The 21,488-nt window shown below is 59.7% G+C and carries 18 protein-coding genes and 1 tRNA gene; 10 read left to right on the forward strand and 9 right to left on the reverse strand.

Translation table 11 applies throughout. The annotated features are described in order from the left end of the window. Positions 1 to 484 precede the first annotated feature (484 nt). From AC3ZVB_RS20245 to AC3ZVB_RS20255, 3 genes are read left to right on the forward strand one after another with little or no spacing between them, the layout of a single operon-like run. Entirely contained in the window at positions 485 to 1,450 is a 966-nt protein-coding gene (locus AC3ZVB_RS20245) for a Bug family tripartite tricarboxylate transporter substrate binding protein (RefSeq protein ID WP_490147556.1), read from the forward strand. A 1-nt stretch (position 1,451) separates the two neighbouring features. Beyond that, positions 1,452 to 1,946 (forward strand): tripartite tricarboxylate transporter TctB family protein, encoded by a 495-nt coding sequence (locus tag AC3ZVB_RS20250; RefSeq protein WP_490147557.1) that lies wholly within the window; start codon positions 1,452 to 1,454, stop codon positions 1,944 to 1,946. A 13-nt stretch (positions 1,947 to 1,959) separates the two neighbouring features. Then, entirely contained in the window at positions 1,960 to 3,468 is a 1,509-nt protein-coding gene (locus AC3ZVB_RS20255; protein ID WP_194693437.1) for a tripartite tricarboxylate transporter permease, read from the forward strand. A 6-nt stretch (positions 3,469 to 3,474) separates the two neighbouring features. Here AC3ZVB_RS20255 and AC3ZVB_RS20260 read toward each other — a convergent pair whose 3' ends face one another. The 3 genes from AC3ZVB_RS20260 to AC3ZVB_RS20270 form a co-directional block, all read right to left on the reverse strand. Next, a complete protein-coding gene (locus AC3ZVB_RS20260; RefSeq protein WP_490147558.1) occupies positions 3,475 to 5,916 on the reverse strand; it encodes a TonB-dependent siderophore receptor in 2,442 nt (813 codons plus the stop codon). A gap of 269 nt (positions 5,917 to 6,185) precedes the next feature. After that, complete coding sequence (locus AC3ZVB_RS20265) at positions 6,186 to 7,163, reverse strand: FecR domain-containing protein (protein ID WP_490147559.1); 978 nt, start codon at positions 7,161 to 7,163, stop codon at positions 6,186 to 6,188. Then, a complete protein-coding gene (locus AC3ZVB_RS20270) occupies positions 7,160 to 7,666 on the reverse strand; it encodes a sigma-70 family RNA polymerase sigma factor (protein WP_162440653.1) in 507 nt (168 codons plus the stop codon). Before AC3ZVB_RS20270 ends, AC3ZVB_RS20265 begins: the two co-directional genes overlap by 4 nt. 202 nt (positions 7,667 to 7,868) lie before the next feature. Between AC3ZVB_RS20270 and treS the strand changes: the two genes are divergently transcribed. Next, positions 7,869 to 9,935, forward strand: a complete 2,067-nt coding sequence (treS, locus tag AC3ZVB_RS20275) for a maltose alpha-D-glucosyltransferase (RefSeq protein WP_490147560.1) — start codon at positions 7,869 to 7,871, stop codon at positions 9,933 to 9,935. A 193-nt stretch (positions 9,936 to 10,128) separates the two neighbouring features. Here the strand turns inward: treS and AC3ZVB_RS20280 are convergent, their stop codons facing one another. Further along, on the reverse strand, positions 10,129 to 10,917 hold the full coding sequence (locus AC3ZVB_RS20280; protein WP_194693537.1) for an AraC family transcriptional regulator: 789 nt from the start codon (positions 10,915 to 10,917) through the stop codon (positions 10,129 to 10,131). An 85-nt stretch (positions 10,918 to 11,002) separates the two neighbouring features. On the opposite strand from AC3ZVB_RS20280, the gene AC3ZVB_RS20285 reads away from it, so the two are divergent. Then, on the forward strand, positions 11,003 to 12,001 hold the full coding sequence (locus AC3ZVB_RS20285) for a bile acid:sodium symporter family protein (RefSeq protein WP_490147561.1): 999 nt from the start codon (positions 11,003 to 11,005) through the stop codon (positions 11,999 to 12,001). Positions 12,002 to 12,237: 236 nt separating this feature from the next. Here the strand turns inward: AC3ZVB_RS20285 and msrA are convergent, their stop codons facing one another. Then, the gene (msrA, locus tag AC3ZVB_RS20290; protein ID WP_490147562.1) at positions 12,238 to 12,744 is read right to left on the reverse strand and encodes a peptide-methionine (S)-S-oxide reductase MsrA; all 507 of its coding nucleotides are present in this window, start codon (positions 12,742 to 12,744) and stop codon (positions 12,238 to 12,240) included. Between the two features lie 748 nt (positions 12,745 to 13,492). Here msrA and AC3ZVB_RS20295 point away from each other — a divergent pair. From AC3ZVB_RS20295 to AC3ZVB_RS20305, 3 genes are all read left to right on the forward strand, one after another. Then, positions 13,493 to 14,593: a polyamine ABC transporter substrate-binding protein gene (locus tag AC3ZVB_RS20295; protein WP_162440658.1), complete on the forward strand. Its 1,101-nt coding sequence runs from the start codon at positions 13,493 to 13,495 to the stop codon at positions 14,591 to 14,593. 219 nt (positions 14,594 to 14,812) lie between these two features. Next, on the forward strand, positions 14,813 to 15,193 hold the full coding sequence (locus AC3ZVB_RS20300; RefSeq protein ID WP_162440659.1) for a RidA family protein: 381 nt from the start codon (positions 14,813 to 14,815) through the stop codon (positions 15,191 to 15,193). Positions 15,194 to 15,310: 117 nt separating this feature from the next. Then, the gene (locus tag AC3ZVB_RS20305) at positions 15,311 to 15,757 is read left to right on the forward strand and encodes an HIT family protein (protein WP_490147563.1); all 447 of its coding nucleotides are present in this window, start codon (positions 15,311 to 15,313) and stop codon (positions 15,755 to 15,757) included. Positions 15,758 to 15,911: 154 nt separating this feature from the next. Here the strand turns inward: AC3ZVB_RS20305 and AC3ZVB_RS20310 are convergent, their stop codons facing one another. Continuing rightward, positions 15,912 to 16,361 (reverse strand): hypothetical protein, encoded by a 450-nt coding sequence (locus AC3ZVB_RS20310; protein ID WP_490147564.1) that lies wholly within the window; start codon positions 16,359 to 16,361, stop codon positions 15,912 to 15,914. 345 nt (positions 16,362 to 16,706) lie between these two features. Here AC3ZVB_RS20310 and AC3ZVB_RS20315 point away from each other — a divergent pair. Next, positions 16,707 to 16,781: transfer RNA gene (locus AC3ZVB_RS20315), tRNA-Gln, on the forward strand. Between the two features lie 120 nt (positions 16,782 to 16,901). Here AC3ZVB_RS20315 and AC3ZVB_RS20320 read toward each other — a convergent pair. Further along, a complete protein-coding gene (locus tag AC3ZVB_RS20320) occupies positions 16,902 to 17,852 on the reverse strand; it encodes a phosphotransferase (protein WP_490147565.1) in 951 nt (316 codons plus the stop codon). 294 nt (positions 17,853 to 18,146) lie between these two features. Between AC3ZVB_RS20320 and AC3ZVB_RS20325 the strand changes: the two genes are divergently transcribed. Then, positions 18,147 to 18,602 carry a GNAT family N-acetyltransferase gene (locus AC3ZVB_RS20325; RefSeq protein ID WP_490147566.1) on the forward strand — a complete coding sequence of 152 codons (456 nt, stop codon included), beginning with the start codon at positions 18,147 to 18,149 and terminating at the stop codon, positions 18,600 to 18,602. 43 nt (positions 18,603 to 18,645) lie between these two features. On the opposite strand, the gene AC3ZVB_RS20330 is transcribed toward AC3ZVB_RS20325, so the two are convergent. Then, complete coding sequence (locus AC3ZVB_RS20330) at positions 18,646 to 19,824, reverse strand: trans-sulfuration enzyme family protein (RefSeq protein ID WP_162440667.1); 1,179 nt, start codon at positions 19,822 to 19,824, stop codon at positions 18,646 to 18,648. Next, positions 19,821 to 21,197, reverse strand: a complete 1,377-nt coding sequence (locus AC3ZVB_RS20335; protein ID WP_490147567.1) for a pyridoxal-phosphate dependent enzyme — start codon at positions 21,195 to 21,197, stop codon at positions 19,821 to 19,823. Before AC3ZVB_RS20335 ends, AC3ZVB_RS20330 begins: the two co-directional genes overlap by 4 nt. Positions 21,198 to 21,488 lie beyond the last annotated feature (291 nt).

Consider the following 21,488-nt stretch of genomic DNA (forward strand, 5'->3'; position numbering starts at 1 on the left):
TGACTGACACACCGCCATCGCCGGCAAGCCAGCTCCCACAGGGGATTTTTGGTGTGCCCAGATTTTGAGATCGCTGCAGTTCACTGTAGGAGTGAGCCTGCTCGCGATGGGGCCGGCACATTCAACATCATCATCGCCTGACACACCGCCATCGCTGGCAAGCCAGCTCCCACAGGGGATGTGTGGTGTGGCCAGATTTTGTGTCCGCCGCAGTTCACTGTGGGAGCGGGCTTGCCCGCGATGGGGCCTATACATTCAACATCATCATCGCCTGACACACCGCCATCGCCGGCAAGCCAGCTCCCACAGGGGATGTGTGGTGTGCCCAGATTTTGAGATCGCTGCAGTTCACTGTAGGAGCGAGCCTGCTCGCGATGGGGCCTGGGTAGCGCCATGAACAGGGGAATGGGATGCCCCTCCACCGGTGTACTACGCTGTCTGAAATCGACTCGCCATAAAAACAACAATCCAGGGAGAATCCCCCATGTTTGCTTCGGTCCATTCATTCCGCCGCTGCGTCGCTGTAGCCCTGACCGCTGCCGTTTTCGCCACACCGGCCTTTGCCCTGGACACCGTCAAGTTCATGGCCCCAGGCTCTGTGGGCGGTGGCTATGACCAGACCGCCAGGGTGCTGGGCAAGGCCATGGTGGAAGCTGGCACCGCCAAGTCCGCGACCTTCGAGAACAAGGGCGGTGCGGGCGGGACGTTGGGGCTGGCGCAGTTTGCCAACAGCACCAAGGGTGATCCGAATGCGTTGCTGGTGGTCGGTGCGATCATGGTCGCGGGCATTGAGCAGAACAAACCGCAGATCAGCTTGAAGGACGTGACGCCGATTGCGCGGTTGTTCACCGAGTACAACGTGATCGCCGTGCGCAAGGAGTCGCCCTACAAAACCCTGGATGACCTGATCAAGGAATTCAAGGCCAAACCCACCAGTGTGACGTTCGGCGGCGGCTCCAAGGGTTCGATCGATCACATCGGCATTGCCGAGTTGGCGAGCAAGCTGGATGTGCCAGTCAACAAGGTCAATTACGTAGCCTTCGCCGGTGGCGGTGAGGTGGTGGCGCAAGCCTTGGGTGGTCAGATCAAGGTCATCACGGGCGGCTATGCGGAGCTGGGTCAGTACATCAAGAACGGTCAGTTCCGGGTCCTGGCCATTGGCGCGCCGAATCGGGTCGAGGGCATTGATGCGCCGACGCTGAAAGAGAGTGGCTACGACGTGACCATCGGCAACTGGCGCGGTGTCTACGGTGCCGCGAACCTCACGCCCGAGCAGCGCCAGGCCGTCATCGAAGCGGTGGTGGCGGCCACTAAAAGCAAAACCTGGCAGGACAACATCCAGACTAATGCCTGGTCGCCAAGCATCCTGACCGGTGACGATTTCGGCAAATTTGTCGACGAAGAACACGTGCGGTTGCGCGCGATGCTGGTCAAGGTCGGGCTGCTTTGAAATGGCCGGTACTCGCTCGATAGTGCCCGCGCAACTGGCGATCGGCGTCGGCCTGATTGCCCTCAGTGCAACGCTGGCGCTCGGTGCCTATCGGTTTCCCGCCGAAATGGGTTTCGTCATTCTAGCGGCGTACGTCTATCCCTATGCACTGGCGGCCTTCGTCGGCGTTGTCGGCCTGGTGTTGTGTTATCAGGCGGTGACCGGCGGCTTTCGCGATCTCGCCGACCATGAGGATGAATCGGCCCGCGCGCTGCCCGGTGGCAAGGCGGGGGTGGCGTGGGTGACGGCGGGGCTTGTCGCGGTGGCCTTGCTCATTGATGTCATTGGTTTTGTGTTGGCGGCTGCGTTGCTCTTTGCCTGTTCTGCCAGGGGATTCGGCAGTCGTCATCCGCTGCGAGACTTGGCCATCGGCATGGCCCTGACCTTGCCGATTTACTGGCTGTTCAACGCCGGACTCGGGGTTTCCCTGCCTCCGCTGGTCAACGCCTGGATCTGAGGAGATCGACAGCATGGACATTCTCTCGAGCCTGGCGATGGGGTTTTCAGCGGCGCTCACACCGATCAATCTGATGTGGGGCTTTATCGGATGTTTGCTCGGCACTGCCATAGGCGTGTTGCCGGGTATCGGCCCGGCGCTGACAGTGGCCTTGCTGCTGCCGATCACCGCCAAGGTCGATCCGACCGGCGCGCTGATCATGTTCGCCGGGATCTACTACGGTGCGCAGTTCGGCGGCTCGACCACGTCCATCCTGCTCAACACACCCGGCGAATCGTCGTCCATGGTCACGGCCCTGGAAGGCAACCTCATGGCCCGCAACGGTCGAGCCGGACCGGCGCTGGCCACGGCAGCGATCGGATCGTTTGTCGCCGGCACCATCGCCACCATCCTGCTGACCCTGTTCGCCCCGGTGGTCGCCAGGCTGGCGCTGAACTTCGGCCCGGCGGAGTATTTCGCGATTCTGGTGCTGTCGTTCACGACGGTTTCTGCGGTGCTCGGCGCTTCGATGTTGCGCGGCTTTGCATCGTTGGGGCTCGGGTTGGCCATCGGCTTGATCGGCCTGGACTCGACCTCCGGGATCGCCCGCTACACCTTGGGCGTGCCGGAACTGGTGGACGGCATCGAAGTGGTGCTGGTGGCGGTCGGTCTGTTTGCGGTGGGGGAGGCGTTGTACAGCCTGCTGTATCAGAAAGAAGAAACCTCGGGCCGGCATCGCCTGACCTCGTTGTGGATGACCCGCGCGGACTGGAAGCGCTCGATTCCCGCCTGGCTGCGGGGCACGCTGATCGGCTTTCCCTTTGGCTCGATTCCGGCCGGCGGCGCGGAAATTCCGACCTTCCTGTCTTATTCCACCGAACGCAAACTCAGCAAGTACCCGAAGGAGTTTTCCGCGAACAAAGGCGAGGGAGCCATCGAAGGGGTCGCCGGGCCTGAAGCCGCGAACAATGCGAGCGCGACCGGTTCGCTGGTGCCGCTATTAACCCTCGGCATTCCGACATCCGCCACGGCGGCGATATTGTTGGCGGCGTTCCAGAACTACAACCTGCAACCGGGGCCGATGCTCTTCGAAACGTCCGCCGACCTGGTCTGGACGCTGGTGGCTTCGCTGTACATCGGCAACGTCATTTTGCTGGTGCTGAACCTGCCGCTGGTGGGCCTGTGGGTCAAGCTGCTGCAGATCCCCAGACCGTACCTGAACGCCGGGATTCTGGTGTTTGCCACCATTGGCGTTTACGGCATGCGTCACTCGTCATTCGATCTGTTGCTGATGCTCGGGATTGGCTGGGGCGGGGTGTTGATGCGGCGGTTCGACTTTCCTGTGGCCCCGGTGATCGTCGGCATGTTGCTGGGGCCGATGGCGGAAAAACAGCTGCGCAACGCCTTGTCCATCAGCCAGGGCGACTGGCTGATTTTCGTCACGCAGCCCATATCGGCTGCGTTCCTGGCGTTGACGCTGTTGGTGCTGCTGGTTCCCCATCTGCTGCATGCCCGGGGTATCAAGCTGCATGAGGATGATTGAGCAGGCTTAAAACTGCGGGGTGTATTTCACGCTGAACATCAGGTTGCGTGGATCACCGTAGTTGTTGTTGCCGTTAAGCTGGTTAAACCCGGCGGTGATGTAGCGCTTGTCGAACAGGTTGTTGGCGTTGACCGCGAGGCCGACTTCCGGGGTGAGCTGATAGCCGACACGCGCATTCCACACGGTGTAGCCTGGCACTTCATAGGTGTGTTCGTAACCCAGGGTGTGACTTTGTGTCGTGAAGCCCAGACCGGTGCTGAGACGGTTGAAGTCGCCACTGAACTGGTAGTCGCTCCATACCCGCAACATGTGCTTGGGCGTCCAGGTGCTGAAGGTCTTGCCTTCGTTGTCCGGGTCGTCGAGGTACTGGGTGGTGTTGTAGGTGTAGCCGGCGAACAGTTGCAGACCATTGAGCACTTCACCGCTGATTTCGGCATCCAGGCCCTGGCTGCGGACTTTCCCCGAGGCGGTGGAGCAATACCAGCCGTCGCAGGCAAAGCCCGAGGCCACATCGTTGACCGCGCGGTTTTCCTGGTCGTAGCGGAACAGCGCCAGGGACGTATTGACCCGGCCATCCATCAGTTCGCCCTTGAGGCCGACTTCGTAGTTGCTGCCGATCACCGGTTTGAGCACCGAGCCGCTGACAGTGCGCGAAGTCTGGGGCTCGAACACGTCGGTGTAGCTGGCGTAGACCGCCCACTCGCGGTTCAGGTCATAAACGATGCCGGCGTAGGGCGTGACTTCGCCGTTTTCGCTCATGTTGCTAGGGGCTTGGGGCGTAGCGAAATCTTCAAATGCGTTCTGGGTCGACGACTTGTAGCTGTAGTCGTACCAGCTGACGCGGGAGCCGAGCACGAGGGTGAGTGGCTCGAACGGCTTGACCCGCCAGCTGCCATAAAGGCCTTTCTGGCTGATGTCGTACTTGCTGGGAGTGGCGCGACCACCCGGCGTGTTGAGTATTCCCTCGTAGCTGATCTCGGGACGATGGTGGTCAATGCCAAAGATCGTGTCCGTACTGTTGTTGAAGGTGCGGGCGAATTTGTCGTCGGAATGCAGCTTGGAGTAGTTGCTGCCGATCATGACTTCCTGCGGCATGGACAAGGCATCGAAGCGCCCGGTGAGGTTCATGTCCAGGCCGATCTTGGTGGCGTCAAAGTCCGAGACGAAGTCGGCATATTGCACGCCGCTGCCATCGTCATTGATGCTTGCGCCTGAGGATTGCAGCCGTTGGTTTTTGGCTTCGTTGTCTTCAGTCATGTGCACGGCGCCGACCTTGAATGCCCAATCGTCATTGAACCGGTGTTCCAGGTCTGCATAGACCGTGGTGACGTCAATTTGCGAGTGGTTCCAGGTCGAGCCGGTGAAGGTGGAGCGGGGCACGTTGACCATGCTGCCGTCGGCGTAGCGCGGCAGGCCACGGATCATCGGGCGCGACTCGGCCTCGGTGCGGCTGACCGCCAGGCCCAGGGTAGTGTCCTCGCGCAGATCGAAATCCAGTGCGCCGTACAGCGAGTGGGTTTTGCTCCATTCGTAGTCGATGAACGAATGGCTGTCGTCCTCGTCGGCGACCAGGCGTCCACGCACCGTGCCGCTCTGGTTCAGCGGGCCGCCAGCGTCCAGTTGCAGGCCGTAGCGGTCCCAGGAGCCGGCCTTGCCGGTGAGGGTCACGGTGGGTGCGTTCTGGCCGCGTTTGCGGACCAGGTTGATCGCGCCACCCGGGCTGCCGGTGCCCTGGAGCAAGCCGGAGGCACCGCGCAGGACTTCCAGGCGATCAAAGAAAATCAGGTCCTGAGTCGCCCAGTTTCCCAGTGCATACATGTTGCGCGGGATCGGGACGCCGTCGTATTGCCAGTCATCGATCTGAAAGCCGCGTGAGGTCAGGATCATGCCTTTGCCCACGCCCTGAACGCCGACCAGGCCGGTGGTGTGATTGGCGGCATCCTTGAGATCGGTCAGGTCCTGATCGTCCAGTTGCTTGCGGGTCATCACGGTGACCGACTGGGGAATTTCCTTGAGGGTGTGTGTGCCTTTGCCGATGGTTACTGCCCGCGCGGCGTAGGAGCCGGAGCCTTCGGTGGTGGCGTCGACGCTGCGTTCAACGATGTTGGTTGCGCCCAGTTGCAACGCTGCGCTGTTGTCCGGCGCCGGCTCGACGCTGAAGTTACCTTGACCGGTCACGCGCAATTGCAGTCCGCTGCCGGCCAGTGCCTTGTTCATCGCCTGCTCGGGGAGCATCTGGCCAACCACTGCTGGCGCCTGTTTGCCTTGTACCAGCACGGGCTCGAGGGAAACGATATGGCCGCTTTGGCTGGCAATTGCATTCAACGTGGCGGCCAACGGTCCGGCCGGCAGGTTGAAAGTCAGAGGTTGCGCCTGGGCCAGGGCAGGGCTGGCCAGGGTGGCTAGGGCAACGGCGACGGAAAGGGCGTGGGGCCACGGGTTGAACACAGCATTCTCCTGATGATTTGTAAGTGTCAGGAGATAGGTGGGATGAGAATCAAAAACCGGACACGAATAAGAATTATTGTTAAAAATTATCAAGCATCACTCTGCCTATGTGGCGAGGGAGCTTGCTCCCGCTGGGCTGCGAAGCGGCCCTCTGCAATCGTCCTGACACACCGCGCCAGCAGGTTTTGCGACTGCTGCGCAGCCGAGCGGGACGGTGCGACGATTCGATAAACTCCCTCGCCACAGGTTCTGGCGTGGCTTTTGGGCGGTTACCTTGTCTCCTTGGCCCGAACGAGCGTCAGCCAGGGACTGTAGCGATCCACCCGGATCGGCAGGGTTTCGGCCAGTGCGTTGAGGGTGCGGTCCGGGTCGTCGAGGGGGAAAACACCTTGAACGCGCAGGTGACGAACTTCGGGTGCTATGCGGACAAATCCCCGGCTGTAAGGGCGCAATGCGTCGACGACTTGCTCAAGGGGTTCGTCGAGCACATTCAGGCGTCCGACCATCCAGTCGGCGCGAGCGCGCTGGTCGCCGATCATGGGCGTGATGGTTCCGTCAGACAGCGTGGCCGACTGACCTTCTTGCAGCGTCCGGGTCGTGCCGTCCTGAAGCTGCACCTCGACCGAATGCTGCAGCACAATCACCCGAGTGACGTCCTGTTCCTGAGCCACCAGGAACCGCGTCCCCAGCGCCCGCACTTCACCGTGGTCCGTGCGTACGCGCAATGGCCGATGGGGATCGGGCGCTACCTGAATCACCAGTTCGCCATGGCGCAGGACCACCAGCCGTTGCTTGTCGTCGAAGCGCAGGTCCACGGCGCTGTTGGCGTTCAGGCTCAGGCGGCTGCCGTCCGCCAGATTGAAATCCTGCCGCTGGCCGCGTCCGGTGTGCAGGTCCGCCAGCAGTGAGTCTCCCAGGGGGCTGCGTGCGCCGAGCCACAGGCCGCCGCCCAACAGACCCAGACCGGCAATGACCCGCAGCGCATCCCGTCGCGATCCGTGGGGCTGAAGCAGGATTTGCCGGGCTTCACCGGCCTGGCCGGGCAGGCGCCGGTCCAGGGTGCGGACGGTGTTGAAGGACCCGCCAAGGCGTTCCTGCAAGGTCGTCCAGGCCTGCAGGTGCGCGGGGTCTGCTCCCAGCCAGGTATTGAAGCGCGCTTGCAAGGCGGCATCGGGCGTCGCGGCACGCAGCTTGACCATCCAGTCGATGGCCTGCTCGCTGACAGGGTCCAGGCGCCGAGTGCTCATGGTGTCAACTCACTCAGGTAGCACTGACGCAGGGCTTGTTTCATGTAGCGGCTGACCGTGCGTTCCGACAGCCCCAGTTTCTGCGCGATGGCCACGTAGCTCAGGCCGTCCAGCTGGCTGTAGAGGAAGGTGGCCTTGACGACCTGTGGCAAGCCATCGATGGCCCGGTCGATGGCGACCAGCGCTTCGATCAGCAGCAGTTGTTCTTCGGGAGAGGGGGCCAGCGCTTCGGGCAGCAAGGACAGGCGCTCGACATAGGCCAGCTCGAGCTTGCGGCGCCGATGACGATCGAAAATCAGTCGCCGGGCGATGGTCGACAAATACGCACGAGGTTGTTCGATGCTGTCGGGATCAACCCGCGCCGCCAGCAACTGGCAAAAGGTGTCGGCGGCGGTGTCCTCGGCGTCCGCGTGATTGCGCAGGCGCTGCTGGATATGCTGCAGCAGCCAGCGGTGATGGTCGCTGAAAAAGAAGCCCAGCTTGCGGGTCGAAGAGGGTTGCACCGGTCGGCTTTCCAGATGTGAGTGAGAATCGCTCTCAATACTACCTGTGCGATGGTGGCAACTGCAATCACTCGATAGTGGCATGGGTCGATGCCAGAGATGCAACGAATGCCCCGTCAGGGCCTCATATGAAAACGAGCGGTGCCATTGAAGCGAGATGGCCGAGTGCGATTTTGAAACCCAGACAACAGGTGATTGTTTTATGACGGCGGCGGAAAAAAACCATGTGTCCTGGCTGGTTGAACAATCGATGCTGCACGCGGCACGGCAGCGGGCCAAGCTCTACTCGGGCCAGGGTCGACTGAGGCAGCAGCCCTACGCCCATACCCGGCCTCGGGATGCGTCGGCGCTGGCGTCGGTGTGGTTCACCGCGTATCCTGCGTCCATCGTCACTCGCGAAGACGGCACCGTGCTCGAGGCGTTGGGCGATGAAACCCTGTGGCATGCACTGTCGAGAATCGGCATCCAGGGCATTCACAATGGCCCGCTGAAGATGTCGGGCGGTTTGCGAGGCACGGAGCAGACACCGACCATCGATGGCAATTTCGACCGCATCAGTTTCGAGATCGACCCGCAACTGGGCACCGAGGCGCAGTTGCAGGCCCTGACCCGCATGGCCGCCGCGCACAACGCCGTGATCATCGACGACGTGATCCCGTCCCACACCGGCAAAGGCGCGGATTTTCGCCTGGCCGAGATGGCGTATGAGGACTACCCGGGTCTCTACCACATGGTGGAAATTCGCGAGGAGGACTGGCCGCTGCTGCCGGACATTGCCGAAGGTCGCGATGCGCAGAACCTCAGTCCGCAGCAGGTCGACATCCTGCGGGACAAGCATTACATCGTCGGTCAGTTGCAACGGGTGATCTTCTTCGAGCCCGGGGTCAAGGAAACCGACTGGAGCGCGACACCGGTGGTGATCGGCGTCGACGGCAAGCCGCGGCGTTGGGTGTACCTGCATTACTTCAAGGAAGGGCAGCCGTCGTTGAACTGGCTGGACCCGACGTTCGCCGCGCAGCAGATGATCATCGGCGACGCACTGCATGCCATCGACGTGATGGGCGCGAAGATCCTGCGTCTGGACGCCAACGGCTTTCTCGGCGTGGAGCGCAAGCTCGATGGCACCGCCTGGTCTGAAAGCCACCCGTTGTCGATCACCGGTAACCAGTTGCTGGCGGGCGCCATTCGCAAGGCCGGCGGCTTCAGTTTTCAGGAGCTGAACCTGACGGTCGACGACATTGCCGCCATGTCCCACGGCGGCGCCGACCTGTCTTATGACTTCATCACTCGCCCGGCCTACCAGCATGCGTTGCTGATGGGCGATACCGAATTCCTGCGCTTGATGCTGCGCCAGATGCACACCCTGGGCATCGATCCGGGGTCGCTGATCCACGCGTTGCAAAACCACGATGAGCTGACCCTCGAACTGGTGCATTTCTGGACGCTGCACGCCCATGACACCTACCTGTATCAGGGGCAAACCTTTCCCGGCAGCATCTTGCGCGAACATATTCGCGAGCAAATGTACGAACGTCTCGCCGGGGAGCATGCACCCTACAACCTGAAATTCGTCACCAACGGCGTGTCGTGCACCACCGCCAGCATCATCACTGCGGCATTGGGGATTCGCGATCTCGACGCGATCACGGACGCGGATATCCAGCAGATTCGTCAGGTGCACCTGCTGTTGGTGATGTACAACGCCATGCAGCCGGGGGTGTTTGCCTTGTCGGGGTGGGACCTGGTCGGTGCATTGCCATTGCCGGCAGAACAGGTCGCGGACTTGATGCTCGATGGCGATACCCGCTGGATTCATCGCGGTGCCTACGATCTGGTGGACCTCAACCCGGACGCGCCATTGTCGGCGGGTCAGATGCCCCGTCCAAAGACCTTGTACGGCAGCTTGCCGACCCAATTGAAGGACCCGGATTCGTTTGCCTCGCAGCTGAAAAAAATCCTCGCCGCGCGCCGCGCTTATGACATTGCCGCCAGTCGCCAGATCCTCGTGCCGGACGTGCAGCACCCCGGTCTGTTGATCATGGTTCACGAACTGCCGGCCGGCAAAGGCACGCAAATCACCGCGCTGAATTTCGGTTCGACGCCGATCACCGAAACCTTGCACCTGCCCAACATCGCGCCGGGGCCGGTGGTCGATATCATCAACGAGCGGGTGGAAGGCGACCTGACAGACGAGGGTGAGTTCACCATTACGCTGGATGCGTATGAAGGCCTGGCACTGCGGGTAGTCAGCAGTTCGCCGATGATTTAGCGTCCTGTGGACTAACCCGACCTGTAGGCGCTGCCGAAGGCTGCGATCTCTTGATCTTGCTGTGTTTGCGGTTTGGGAAGATCAAGATCAAAAGATCGCAGCCTCGTTTCACTCGGCAGCTCCTGCAGGGTGTCGGATTGCTTGTGATGGCGGTGTGTCAGGTACCAGGTTTGGCCGCTGTTGAGTGTTTTCTCTATCGAAAAAACTCCCCTGGCGTATCGCCAAACTGTTGCCGAAACGCCGCGATAAACGCCGAAGTTGAATCATACCCGCAGGCCAGTGACACATCGGTAACCCGCGCGCCCTGCTCCAGGGGCGTCAGGGCACCGAGCAGGCGCAAGCGTTGGCGCCATGCGCGGAACGTCAGGCCGGTGTCGCGCAGGAACAATCGGCTCAGGGTTTTCTCGCTCACGTTGAATTTCTGGCTCCAGTGAGCCAGCGTCGTCTGTTGTTCCGGGTGCAGTTGCAGGCTGTGATAAATCTGCCGCAATCGGCTGTCCTGGGGCAGTGGCAACATCAAGTCTATCTGGGGTGCCTCGGCCAGCTGATCTAGCAGCACCTGCGTCAGCCGTCCCTGCGCGCCATCCTGCTCATACTCCACCGGGATCTTGCTGAATGCGTGGATCAGCTCCCGCAGCAGATTGCTGACGCCGAGGACATGGCAGCGCTGCGGCGCCCAGGCCGTGACGCTGCAATCGAGGTACAGGCTGCGCATTTCCGTGCGCGGCGAACTGAAGACCCGGTGCGGCATGCCCGCCGGAATCCACACCGCACGCTCGGGCGGAGCAACGAAGCGTCCGGCACTGGTTTGCACTTCAAGCACGCCCTGGATCGCGTACGACAATTGCACCCACGGGTGGCTGTGGCGTCGGGTCAGCGCACGGTTCGGCAGCGATTCGGTACGTCCGTAGACAGGTCTCGGCAGGCTGGGAAGCCCGGGAATACTGCGTCTTACGCTTTTGTCATGTCCTTTTGGCGGCATCAGCTGGCTCATCGGCGTTAGTCGGTCATCGCCAGTCACGTTAGAGTCGTTCCCACGTCCTTGGCAACCCCCGGATATCTCTCTGATGACTCGCCCTCGTTTCCTCCCCGATAACTTCACCCTGACCTTGATCGGCGTGGTGATCATCGCCAGCGTGCTGCCTGCCAGCGGGCAAGTCGCGGTCGGCTTTGGCTGGTTGACCAACAGTGCCATCGCGCTGCTGTTCTTTTTGCACGGGGCAAAGCTGTCCCGCGAGTCGATCATCGCCGGCGCTGGCCACTGGCGCCTGCACCTGCTGGTGTTCGGCCTGACGTTTGTGCTGTTCCCATTGCTCGGCCTGGCACTCAAACCGCTGATGGCGCCCATGATCGGCGATGAACTTTACATGGGCATGCTTTACCTCTGCGCGCTGCCCGCCACGGTGCAGTCGGCCATTGCCTTCACCTCGCTGGCGCGGGGCAATATTCCGGCGGCGATTTGCAGTGCGGCGGCGTCGAGCCTGTTCGGGATTTTTCTGACGCCATTGCTGGTCACGCTGATGCTGGACGTTCATGGCGATGGCGGCTCGACGCTCGACGCGATTCTGAAGATCAGCGTGCAATTGCTGTTGCCGTTTATTCTCGGGCAGGTCGCCCGTCGCTGGATCGGCGCCTGGGTGGCGCGCAATAAAAGCTGGCTGAGGTTCGTTGATCAGGGATCGATCTTGCTGGTGGTCTACGGGGCTTTCAGCGAGGCGGTGACTGAGGGCATCTGGCATCAGATTCCCCTGTGGGAACTGGCGGGGCTGGTGGTTGTTTGCTGCATCTTGCTGGCGTTGGTCATCGTGGCGGCGACGGTGCTTGGCAAGGCTTTTGGCTTCAATCAGGAAGATCGCATCACCATCCTTTTCTGCGGTTCGAAGAAGAGCCTGGCTACCGGCGTGCCAATGGCGCAGGTGTTGTTCGCCGGTAGCACCATTGGTGTGCTGATATTGCCGGTGATGCTGTTCCATCAGATTCAGTTGATGGTTTGCGCGGTGCTGGCGCAGCGTTACGCCAAACGCCCGGAAACGGTGGCCGAGCTGATGGGGCAGGTGGATCCGTGATCGTCCGGTAACCCTGTGGTGTTGGAGTGCTGTTCACCTAGCAAAAGCTTCAGGCGAACTCAAACCTGTGGCGAGGGGATTTATCGAAACGTCGCACCGCCCCGTTGGGCTGCGAAGCGGCCCCAAAACCTGCAACCGAGGTGTATCAGGTACACCCGCGTGTGATGGTTTTACGACTGCTACGCAGCCGAACGGGGATAAATCCCCTCGCCACAGGGTCATGCGTGATTCGGGGATTACTCGCGTTTTGGCAGTTTCCAGTTCGGCCGGATGAAATGGCAGGTATAGCCATTGGGATACTGTTCGAGGTAGTCCTGGTGCTCGGGTTCGGCTTCCCAGAACGGTCCGGCAGGTGCGATTTCGGTAACGACCTTGTCCGGCCAGAGGCCTGACGCATCGGCGTCGGCCACGGTGTTTTCCGCGACTCGTTTCTGTTCCTCACTGAGGTAGAAGAGGGCAGAGCGGTAACTGGTTCCCACATCGTTGCCCTGGCGATTCTTCGTTGTCGGATCGTGGATCTGGAAGAAGAATTCGAGGATTTGCCGATAACTGATCTGATCCGGATCGAATACGATTTCCAGCGCTTCGGCGTGGGTGCCATGGTTGCGGTAGGTGGCGTTGGGCACGTCTCCACCCGAGTAACCCACCCGCGTGGACATCACGCCGGGGTAGCGTCTGAGCAGATCCTGCATCCCCCAGAAGCAGCCTCCGGCGAGAATGGCAGTTTCAGTTTGCGTCGTCATTTTGCGGTTCATCCCGTTAGTGAAATTGGGCTTTTTCAGAGGGCGCGAATTGGCTACTGATTACCGGCCGGACTGTTGAACGGGTCGGTGTAGCTTCCCTTTATGGTGGATCGACTATACGAGCCTGATTCACCCCACGTATACCGAAAAAAGACGACGGGACAAGCGTGGGTTTTTCTTGCTTCCGGCAGTTCTAATGTCAGGCCGAATCAATCTAAAACGCGAACGCGTTTTTGCGGGGGCTTTGCTATTCTCAAACCTGTAGGTGAAGACGCAGACTGATGCGCAAGCGGATAGCGAGGAAACGCGGGGCAGCGTTCCGAAGGGTACACGGTTAGAAAGATCTCCGCGCTGAGATCCAGCCCTGATGCCGTGTGAAGCACTAGCGCACAAAACGCTTGTGTGGGAGTCCTGATAAACCTTGTAAGCCAGATACCAGCACTGGCCACCTACTCGAATTCCAAGCCCGCCTCGCGCGGGCTTTTTCGTTTTTCGAGATCCATCTTTGCCGCACACAATAGATCGTTCATCGTCCAAATACGGACATGGATTTTGGCCACTTCGATCTCCTTTTGGCCAACCTCGCACTGTGATCAACCCCGACTGTCAGCAAGAATCGAACAAGAGCGCGTGTTGCCGAGCGCCCAGCGATATAACAACCAAAATCTTGCCCTTGGTTTTTTTCAAAACCGCTGCCGTGTACAGAACATAGAAACCGTCGTACTAACGTCACACTTGGGGAAAATCCATGGTCACGATGAAACGCATACTGGGCGCCACTGTGTGTGGGCTGACGCTGCTCGCCAGCGCCGTGCAGGCTGAACAGCGCGAGCTGAGGGTGTACAACTGGGCGGACTACATCCTGCCGTCCGTGCCCAAGGATTTCGCAAAGGACACCGGCATCAAAGTGACCTGGGACACCTTCGACACCAACGAGTCCCTGGAAGCCAAGCTGCTGACGGGCAACTCGGGGTACGACCTGGTGGTGCCCTCGAACCAATTCATCGAAACCCAGATCAAGGCGGGGGTTTTCCAGAAACTCGACAAGTCCAAACTGCCGAACTGGAGCCATCAAGACCCTGAATTGCTCAAGCTGCTGAACAAGAATGACCCCGGCAATCTGTACGGCGTGCCTTACATGTACGGCACCGTGCTGATCGGCTTCAACCCGGCCAAGGTCAAGGCGGCCCTGGGTGACAATGCGCCGGTGGACAGTTGGGACCTGGTGTTCAAGCCCGAGAACATGGAAAAGCTCAAAGCCTGCGGCGTGGCGATGCTCGACTCACCGTCGGAAATCCTGCCCCTGGCTTTGCATTACCTGGGGCTGGATCCGAACAGCCAGAACCCGGACGACTATGAGAAAGCCAAGGCGCTGATGATGAAGATTCGGCCCTACGTCACCTACTTCAACTCCGCCAAGTACATGACCGACATCGCCAATGGTGATATCTGCGTTGCCATCGGCTACTCGGGCAGCTTCTACCAGTTTGGCAATCGCGCCAAGGAAGCCGGCAACGGTGTGGTGGTGGATTGGCGCTTGCCAAAAGAAGGCGCGCCGATCTGGTTTGACACCTTCGCGATTCCAAAAAGCGCGAAGAACGTCGAAGAGGCCCACGAGTTTCTCAACACGCTGCTGGACCCGAAAGTCATCGCCCCCATCAGTGATTTCCTTGGCTACCCCAACGCCAACAAGGACTCGCTTGCGTTGATCAACAAGGACATCACCGGCAATCCGAACCTCACGCCGACCAGCGAAGCCCTCAAGACGCTGTATGTCGTGCAGCCCCTTCCGCAAAAGCTTGAACGCGTGCGTACGCGCGTCTGGACCAGCATCAAGTCCGACAAGTAATGCCATCACCCGCACCGTTGCGCGTCGATGCGCAATGGTGTCGGGCAGGGCGCAATCAGAAGGGATCGTGCGGCCCGGCCCGCTGCCCAACACACGCAAGATGCCGGAGCGCATGGCGAACTCGACGATGTGGGTTGTAAACTGCCCCGGCAGAAGGCGTCGCCGCATTCATTTTTTCAGCGGCCCGCCAACCCATTGACCCCTTACCAAGAGATTCCCATGGCCAACCACGACATCACCTACGTCCCCGATCCTGACGAGGATTCCATCTCGTCCGACGTCACCGGTTTCGGCGGGCTGCTGGTCTCCACGCAGATCCCCACCCGTGCCGACGGCAGTCTGGAACTGGGCGATATCACTGTTCAGAGCGAATGCACCCTGCAGGCGCTCAAGGTTGCGCTGGAGCGCGCCGGCAGTTCCATGGACCGCGTCCTGCACCTGACCATCTACCTCACCGACATGGCTGATCGCGCCGCCTTCAACGAGGTGTACAAACGCTTCTTCGCCAAGCCTTGGCCGGTTCGCGCCGCTGTTGGCGTGGCGGCTCTGGCCGTGGAAGGCATGCGCGTGGAAGTGACCGCGATGGCAGCCAAGGGCTGAGTCTGCGTGTTCGTCCGTGGCGTCACTCAGCGTGCGAGGCCACCGACCGCGTTCATCCGCAATGCCTGCCCCAGACTGTGCATTCGATGCCATGGACAACACTACTAAGGACCCGTAATGCCTCTGATATCGCAACGTGTAGAGATGGCACGCAACGGAACAAACGATAAGGTCATTTGCCGAATGGCGTCCGGTTGGGCGGTCATGGGCGACGTGCAGTTTCTACCTGGATACTGCCTGCTGCTGCCCGATCCTGTCGTATCAAGCCTGAACGATCTGGATGCACAAGCCCGCGCGACCTACCTGCTCGATATGGCGCGCATCGGAGACGCGGTTTTACAGGCCACCGATGCACTTCGTATGAACTACGAGATACTGGGCAATTCAGAGCCTGAGCTGCATTGCCACATTTTTCCGCGCTACGACTCCGAGCCGGACGACAAACGCAAGATGCCCGTGTGGTTTTACGACTGGAAAACCGCGATCGCCTACTCAGAGGATATGCACGGAGATCTGCGTAAAAGAATTGCCGGGTTGCTGGCAAAGCACGAAGTAAATCCCTGATTGGCACATACCCTGTGGCGAGGGAGTTCACTCCCGCTGGACTGCGCAGCAGGCCCCTGGTTTTCTGGCACAAGAACGGGGCCGCTACGCAGCCCAGCGGGAGTAAACTCCCTCGCCACAGGGATTTTCGGGGGGGCGGCTACCTAGAATTCACCTACCCCGCACTCGATTGCTTGATATCCCCGCAAAAGATATCGACGTTGCCACTCTCCGGCGCCGTTCGCACCAATATTGAGTGCTCATTGGAAAGCAGGACCGACAGCTCAACAGGTGCCGTTCTGGACATGGTCCAGCCGCGTACGGCCTGGCGTTGGGTGTTGACCTGATCATTCAATGCGTAGGCGACCGGACCAGGTTGCTGGCAGCTGCCTTTATTGATGAAGGTGTAGAGGCGCAAGGGGAGCGTCACCCCGCTTGGCGCTCCGCTGATGAAAAAGCTGAGTCCGGTTTGCTTGTCCTGGCTCGTCAATGTGACGGACCCGATCTGCCCGGTGTTCTGCCGAGTGGCAACCAACGGAACATTCACGCCATGGTTTGATGAAGTCGAGCAGCCCGCCATGCTGGCGGTGATCATCAGGAGGGCCAGTGAACCTGCAAGTTTCATTGCCAACCTCCAACGTTGAAGAACTGCAATGGGAAACTAACCGGTATAGCTCATTAATCGCGTCCCGAGAGTGGCCCACACGAAATTGCCTGGGTGCCTGACCAGCCAGATGACCAGCTGGCACTTTTTGGTTGAGTGTCCTGGCTAATAGTGGTAGAGGCAAGCGACTGTTTTAAAACGAAAAAAATCTGATTTTGGGCTTCCATGACGAAGCGAAAGTTGATAAATTTCCGCGCATTCCTGCACAGGGCATTACAGCGCTGACAGCGAACGCAGCAACACTTCCTGTTGCTCACAAACGAACGACACAGAAACACCGTGCATCGCGCACATCGCAACAGATACAGGGGCGTCGCCAAGCGGTAAGGCAGCAGGTTTTGATCCTGCCATGCGTTGGTTCGAATCCAGCCGCCCCTGCCATTTCTCAATAACTATTCCTGTCTAAAACCCGTTATCAGCGTTCACTTCGACGCGCAAGCTTTCGATATTCCGTGAGAAAGGAAAATGAGTACATCAACGGATCTGAGAAGCTGGTGCAGCTCATAATCGGCTGCTGAATTCCTGGGCACACCAGGCATCAATGTTGGCTTTTACCTTGTCGTTCAAATGTCCCGTCCAGATAGCCTGAGACGGCCCTTTCAGACGGTACAGAACTTGGAAACTCAGGTGACGCCTGAAGCGCCTGTACTTGGCAATATTGCGGGTGTCAATTTCATAACAGTGCCAGAGCAAGTTGATCACTGCTTCGATATCCTCGTCGATGACCGAAGCAGCAATGACTATTTCAGATATCAAATAGGCGGCGTCGTGTGTGCCACAGCCCAATTGACCTTGCTCGAAATCTATTATTGCAATGCGTCCGTCTTCGCAAATAATAATATTTCTGGAGTTCAAATCTCCGTGCAATAAAGTCTCTTCTATTGTCAGGTGTTCGTTTAGAAAAGCATTTGCTTCCTCAAGGTTTTTGTTTTGTAAGAATTCGAAAGATTTTTGGTATTGAAGAATTGCTTTGTAGCGTTTGAAGGCTTCACTGTTGATTTTTAGAATAGGTGTGTTCGAATTTTTTAATTCATGAAAGGATTTGAGCCATATTAAAACGTGCGCAACCCTTTCAACAGCCAAAGAGAATGTCGCTTGATTCACCATGTATTCAAACAGGTAAATCCCTTTGGCTCCCTCCATGGCAATGGCTCTGTTTTCGAGATCCACAGCCATCAATCGAGGCACATACACGTTGCTCGTGACTACCGTTTGAGCTTGCTCATGCAAGGCAACAGCAATTTCATACCGCTGTAGAGCGGTGGTTGGCAGGGGAGGGAAACTCAGGGCTTTAGCCTGGTCTGAAAACGATTTTATGTAGAAATGCTCCCCCGCCTTGATCACGCAATGCACGTCATTAAATAAACCTCCGTCCACCACGCCAGCAATATCATTGCGCGTCAGCTTAAGGGCTCTATAAAGTTTTTGGTGGCGCGGATTCAATTTTTTCACTCGAAGCAATGCGTTATGACAGAGATTCCTGCAAACATATTGCTGGCCGAGGCTGTGCGTCAATAGCGAAAAAGATATAGGGAGTTCAGCTCACTTTTTTTGTAGTCCGAAACCCTTAATAAGTACTACTCGTTATACGTGGTAGGAAGTTACCTATGACTTTTTCCTTATCCATCATGCGCGGTAGACGTTTTTCTCCGGTTCTGCCCAACATCTATGGCGACTACTCCCAATCTATCGTCCATCGCCGCATCCGTTTACGATGGGCCTTTCCACGGAGCGGAGGCACACCCAATGGATTGTCATATTCGACTCGCAACAGCCCATGATGCAGAAGCAGTCAGCCTCATCACGATCAGATCACTGCGTGAATCCAACGCGCAGGATTACCCGCCCGACGTCATCGCGCGCGTGGAGCAGGGGTTTTCCCCGCAAGGGATTCTTGGGTTGATGGCGCAGCGTCAGGTCTATGTGGCGACGGTCGATCAACAGGTCGTCGCAACCGCCAGCCTGGATAAGGACGTTGTACGAAGCGTATTTGTCGACCCGCTCTATCAAGGGGGCGGCATCGGTCGGCAGCTCATGGCGGTCATTCATGTGGCGGCCATCGACGCGGGCCTGGATGTTTTGCGGGTGCCGTCTTCGATCACTGCCGAGGGCTTTTATGCTTCGTTGGGGTATCGAAAAATCCGCGATGAGTTTCACGGTGACGAGCGCACGATCATCATGCACAAGTGTTTGATGAAGTAGCGGGGCGGCGCGGTGCCCCGCTGGTGTCGCTACCGAACGCTTGTCACACCCGCGCCAGCGCCTGAGCCAGATCCGCTCGCAAGTCTTCCACATCTTCGACACCCACTGACAAGCGCACCAGCGCATCGCCGATGCCCAGTTGTGCGCGGGTGTCGGCGGGGATGGTGGCGTGGGTCATGATCGCCGGGTGTTCGATCAGGCTTTCGACGCCGCCCAGGCTCTCGGCCAGGGCGAAGATTTGTACGCTTTCGAGGAAGCGCCTGGCGCCTGCAAGATCACTGTTCAGATCAAGGGAGATCATGCCGCCGAAACCGCGCATTTGCCGCAGTGCCAGTTCGTGCTGGGGGTGTGACGGCAGGCCCGGATAGTAGACGCGTGCGACTTGCGGTTGGCGTTCCAGCCATCGCGCCAGTTCCAGTGCGTTGCTGCAGTGGCGTTCCATGCGCAGTGCCAGGGTTTTTACGCCGCGCAGGGTAAGGAACGCGTCGAACGGGCCGGCGATGGCGCCGACGGCGTTTTGCAGGAAGCCCAGGCGCTCGGCCAGTTCAGGGTTTTGTCCGACCACGGCGATGCCGCCGATCACGTCAGAGTGGCCATTGAGGTATTTGGTGGTCGAGTGCAGCACGATGTCGAAGCCCAGTTCCAGCGGGCGCTGAATCCAGGGGCTGGCGAAGGTGTTGTCGGCGACGCAGATGATGCCTCGGGCACGGCAGAGGCGAGCGATGGCGGCGAGGTCGGTGAGGCGCAGCAGAGGATTGCTGGGTGTCTCGACCATGACCATGCGCGTGTCGTCCTGCAGCGCAGCTTCGAAGGCCGACAGGTCGGTCAGGTCGACGAAACTGAATCGGTGCCCGGCGCTGCGCTGGCGGACCTTGTCGAACAGGCGGAAAGTGCCGCCGTAGAGGTCATTGCCGGAGACGATGTGTGCATTGGCATCGAGCAGTTCGAGTACGGTGGAGATCGTGGCCAGCCCCGAGGCGAAGGCAAATGCCTGGGTGCCGCCTTCGAGGTCGGCGACGCAGCGTTCCAGGGCAAAACGCGTCGGGTTGTGTGAGCGGCCGTAGTCGAGACCTTTGTGCACGCCGGGGCTCTGTTGCAGGTAGGTGGAGTTGGCGTAGATCGGCGGCATCAACGCCCCGGTGGACGGGTCCGGCGTCTGCCCGGCGTGGATCACGCGGGTGGCAAACGCATGTGGCGGGGCGGTTTCATCGTGCTGACTCATGCAAGGGATCTCCGTAAATGATTGAGCAGGTCGACGCGAGTGATCAGGCCGTGGAACCCCGCAGCGTCGGCGATGATCGCCACCAGTCCGCGGTCGAGCTCCGCCTGGAGTTCTGCCAGGCCGGCGCCGGGCGGCAGGGTTTGAACCTTGTCGGTCATAGCGCTGGCGACGGTCATGCGAAAGTGCGACGCGTCTTCCTGCATGCCGAGCAGGATGTCGGATTCATCGATCACGCCGACCAGTTGTTGCCCGTTCACCAGTACCGGCAACTGCGAGACATCGGCCAGGCGCATGCGCTGGAACGCCGTGAGCAGGGTGTCGTCCGGACCGACGCTGATCACCCGGCCATCTTCGAAACGCCGGGCGATCAGGTCGCGCAAATCGCCGTAGCGTTTGTACTGCAGCAGGCCTTGATCGTTCATCCACTGGTCGTTGTAAACCTTGGACAGGTAGCGGGTGCCGGTGTCGCAGACGAAACTGACCACGCGCTTGGGCTCGGTTTGTTCGCGGCAGTAGCGCAACGCCGCCGCTAGAAGAGTGCCGGTGGAAGAACCACCGAGAATGCCTTCGGCGCGCAGCAGTTGGCGGGCGTGATCGAAGCTTTCTTCGTCGCTGATCGAGTAAGCCTTGCGCACACTGGAGAGGTCGGCAATTGACGGGATAAAGTCTTCGCCGATGCCTTCGACGGCCCAGGACCCCGGCGTGCCGAGCGTGCCGCTGCGGCTGTACTCGGCCATCACCGAGCCCACCGGGTCAGCCAGCACCATTTCGAGATCCGGTTGCACGCGGCTGAAAAAACGCGTCAATCCGGTCAGGGTGCCAGCGGAACCGACGCCGACTACGATGGCGTCCAGATCATGCTGGGTCTGCGCCCAGATTTCAGGCGCGGTGCTGCATTCGTGAGCGAGGGGATTGGCCGGGTTGTTGAACTGGTCGGCGAAGAACGCGTCGGGGATGTCCTGAGCCAGGCGCGCGGCAACATCCTGGTAGTACTCGGGATGACCTTTGCCAACGTCGGAGCGGGTGATGTGCACTTCGGCGCCCATCGCCTTCAAGTGCAGGACTTTCTCGGTGGACATTTTGTCGGGCACCACCAGGACCACTCGATAGCCCTTGGCGCGGCCGACCAGGGCCAGGCCAAGACCGGTGTTGCCGGCGGTGGCTTCGACGATAGTGCCGCCGGGTTTGAGGCGACCATCGCGTTCAGCGGCGTCGATCATCGCCAGGCCGATGCGATCCTTGATCGAACCGCCGGGGTTCTGTGATTCGAGTTTGAGAAACAGGGTGCACGGGCCGGTATCGAAGCGGCTGACACGCACCAGTGGCGTGTTGCCGATCAGTTCGAGCACGGCAGGGCGGGAGTCGCTGGGCATGTCGTCACCTCGCTACTGAATTCGCAATGGATGGACAGCAATTCGCTGCAAGTCGTCGCACCAAAAACGGGCGACGTCTGGCATGGACCATAGGTCGGGATGGTGTCATTCGCAACTGTGGAGGGCTGGCCGGTTGTGTTGGGGGGGCAGGGTTGAAGAAAGATCAAAAGATCGCAGCCTCGTTTCACTCGACAGCTCCTACACAGCTCCTACACCGATCCTGCAGACGTGGATCTCTGTAATTGGATGGACTCGCCCAAGCCGAGGCGTCAATGCGCCACGGTGGCAGTC

It is taken from the genome of Pseudomonas sp. MDV22-iso1, assembly GCF_058145095.1.

Excerpts from the sequence above, each read along its gene's own strand:
- AC3ZVB_RS20245 (WP_490147556.1), top strand. The coding sequence starts at position 485 with ATGTTTGCTTCGGTCCATTCATTCCGCCGCTGCGTCGCTGTAGCCCTG.
- AC3ZVB_RS20250 (WP_490147557.1), top strand. The coding sequence starts at position 1,452 with ATGGCCGGTACTCGCTCGATAGTGCCCGCGCAACTGGCGATCGGCGTC.
- AC3ZVB_RS20255 (WP_194693437.1), top strand. The coding sequence starts at position 1,960 with ATGGACATTCTCTCGAGCCTGGCGATGGGGTTTTCAGCGGCGCTCACA.
- AC3ZVB_RS20265 (WP_490147559.1), bottom strand. The coding sequence starts at position 7,163 with ATGAGCACTCGGCGCCTGGACCCTGTCAGCGAGCAGGCCATCGACTGG.
- treS (WP_490147560.1), top strand. The coding sequence starts at position 7,869 with ATGACGGCGGCGGAAAAAAACCATGTGTCCTGGCTGGTTGAACAATCG.
- AC3ZVB_RS20280 (WP_194693537.1), bottom strand. The coding sequence starts at position 10,917 with ATGCCGCCAAAAGGACATGACAAAAGCGTAAGACGCAGTATTCCCGGG.
- AC3ZVB_RS20285 (WP_490147561.1), top strand. The coding sequence starts at position 11,003 with ATGACTCGCCCTCGTTTCCTCCCCGATAACTTCACCCTGACCTTGATC.
- msrA (WP_490147562.1), bottom strand. The coding sequence starts at position 12,744 with ATGACGACGCAAACTGAAACTGCCATTCTCGCCGGAGGCTGCTTCTGG.
- AC3ZVB_RS20295 (WP_162440658.1), top strand. The coding sequence starts at position 13,493 with ATGGTCACGATGAAACGCATACTGGGCGCCACTGTGTGTGGGCTGACG.
- AC3ZVB_RS20300 (WP_162440659.1), top strand. The coding sequence starts at position 14,813 with ATGGCCAACCACGACATCACCTACGTCCCCGATCCTGACGAGGATTCC.
- AC3ZVB_RS20305 (WP_490147563.1), top strand. The coding sequence starts at position 15,311 with ATGCCTCTGATATCGCAACGTGTAGAGATGGCACGCAACGGAACAAAC.
- AC3ZVB_RS20310 (WP_490147564.1), bottom strand. The coding sequence starts at position 16,361 with ATGAAACTTGCAGGTTCACTGGCCCTCCTGATGATCACCGCCAGCATG.
- AC3ZVB_RS20325 (WP_490147566.1), top strand. The coding sequence starts at position 18,147 with ATGGATTGTCATATTCGACTCGCAACAGCCCATGATGCAGAAGCAGTC.
- AC3ZVB_RS20330 (WP_162440667.1), bottom strand. The coding sequence starts at position 19,824 with ATGAGTCAGCACGATGAAACCGCCCCGCCACATGCGTTTGCCACCCGC.
- AC3ZVB_RS20335 (WP_490147567.1), bottom strand. The coding sequence starts at position 21,197 with ATGCCCAGCGACTCCCGCCCTGCCGTGCTCGAACTGATCGGCAACACG.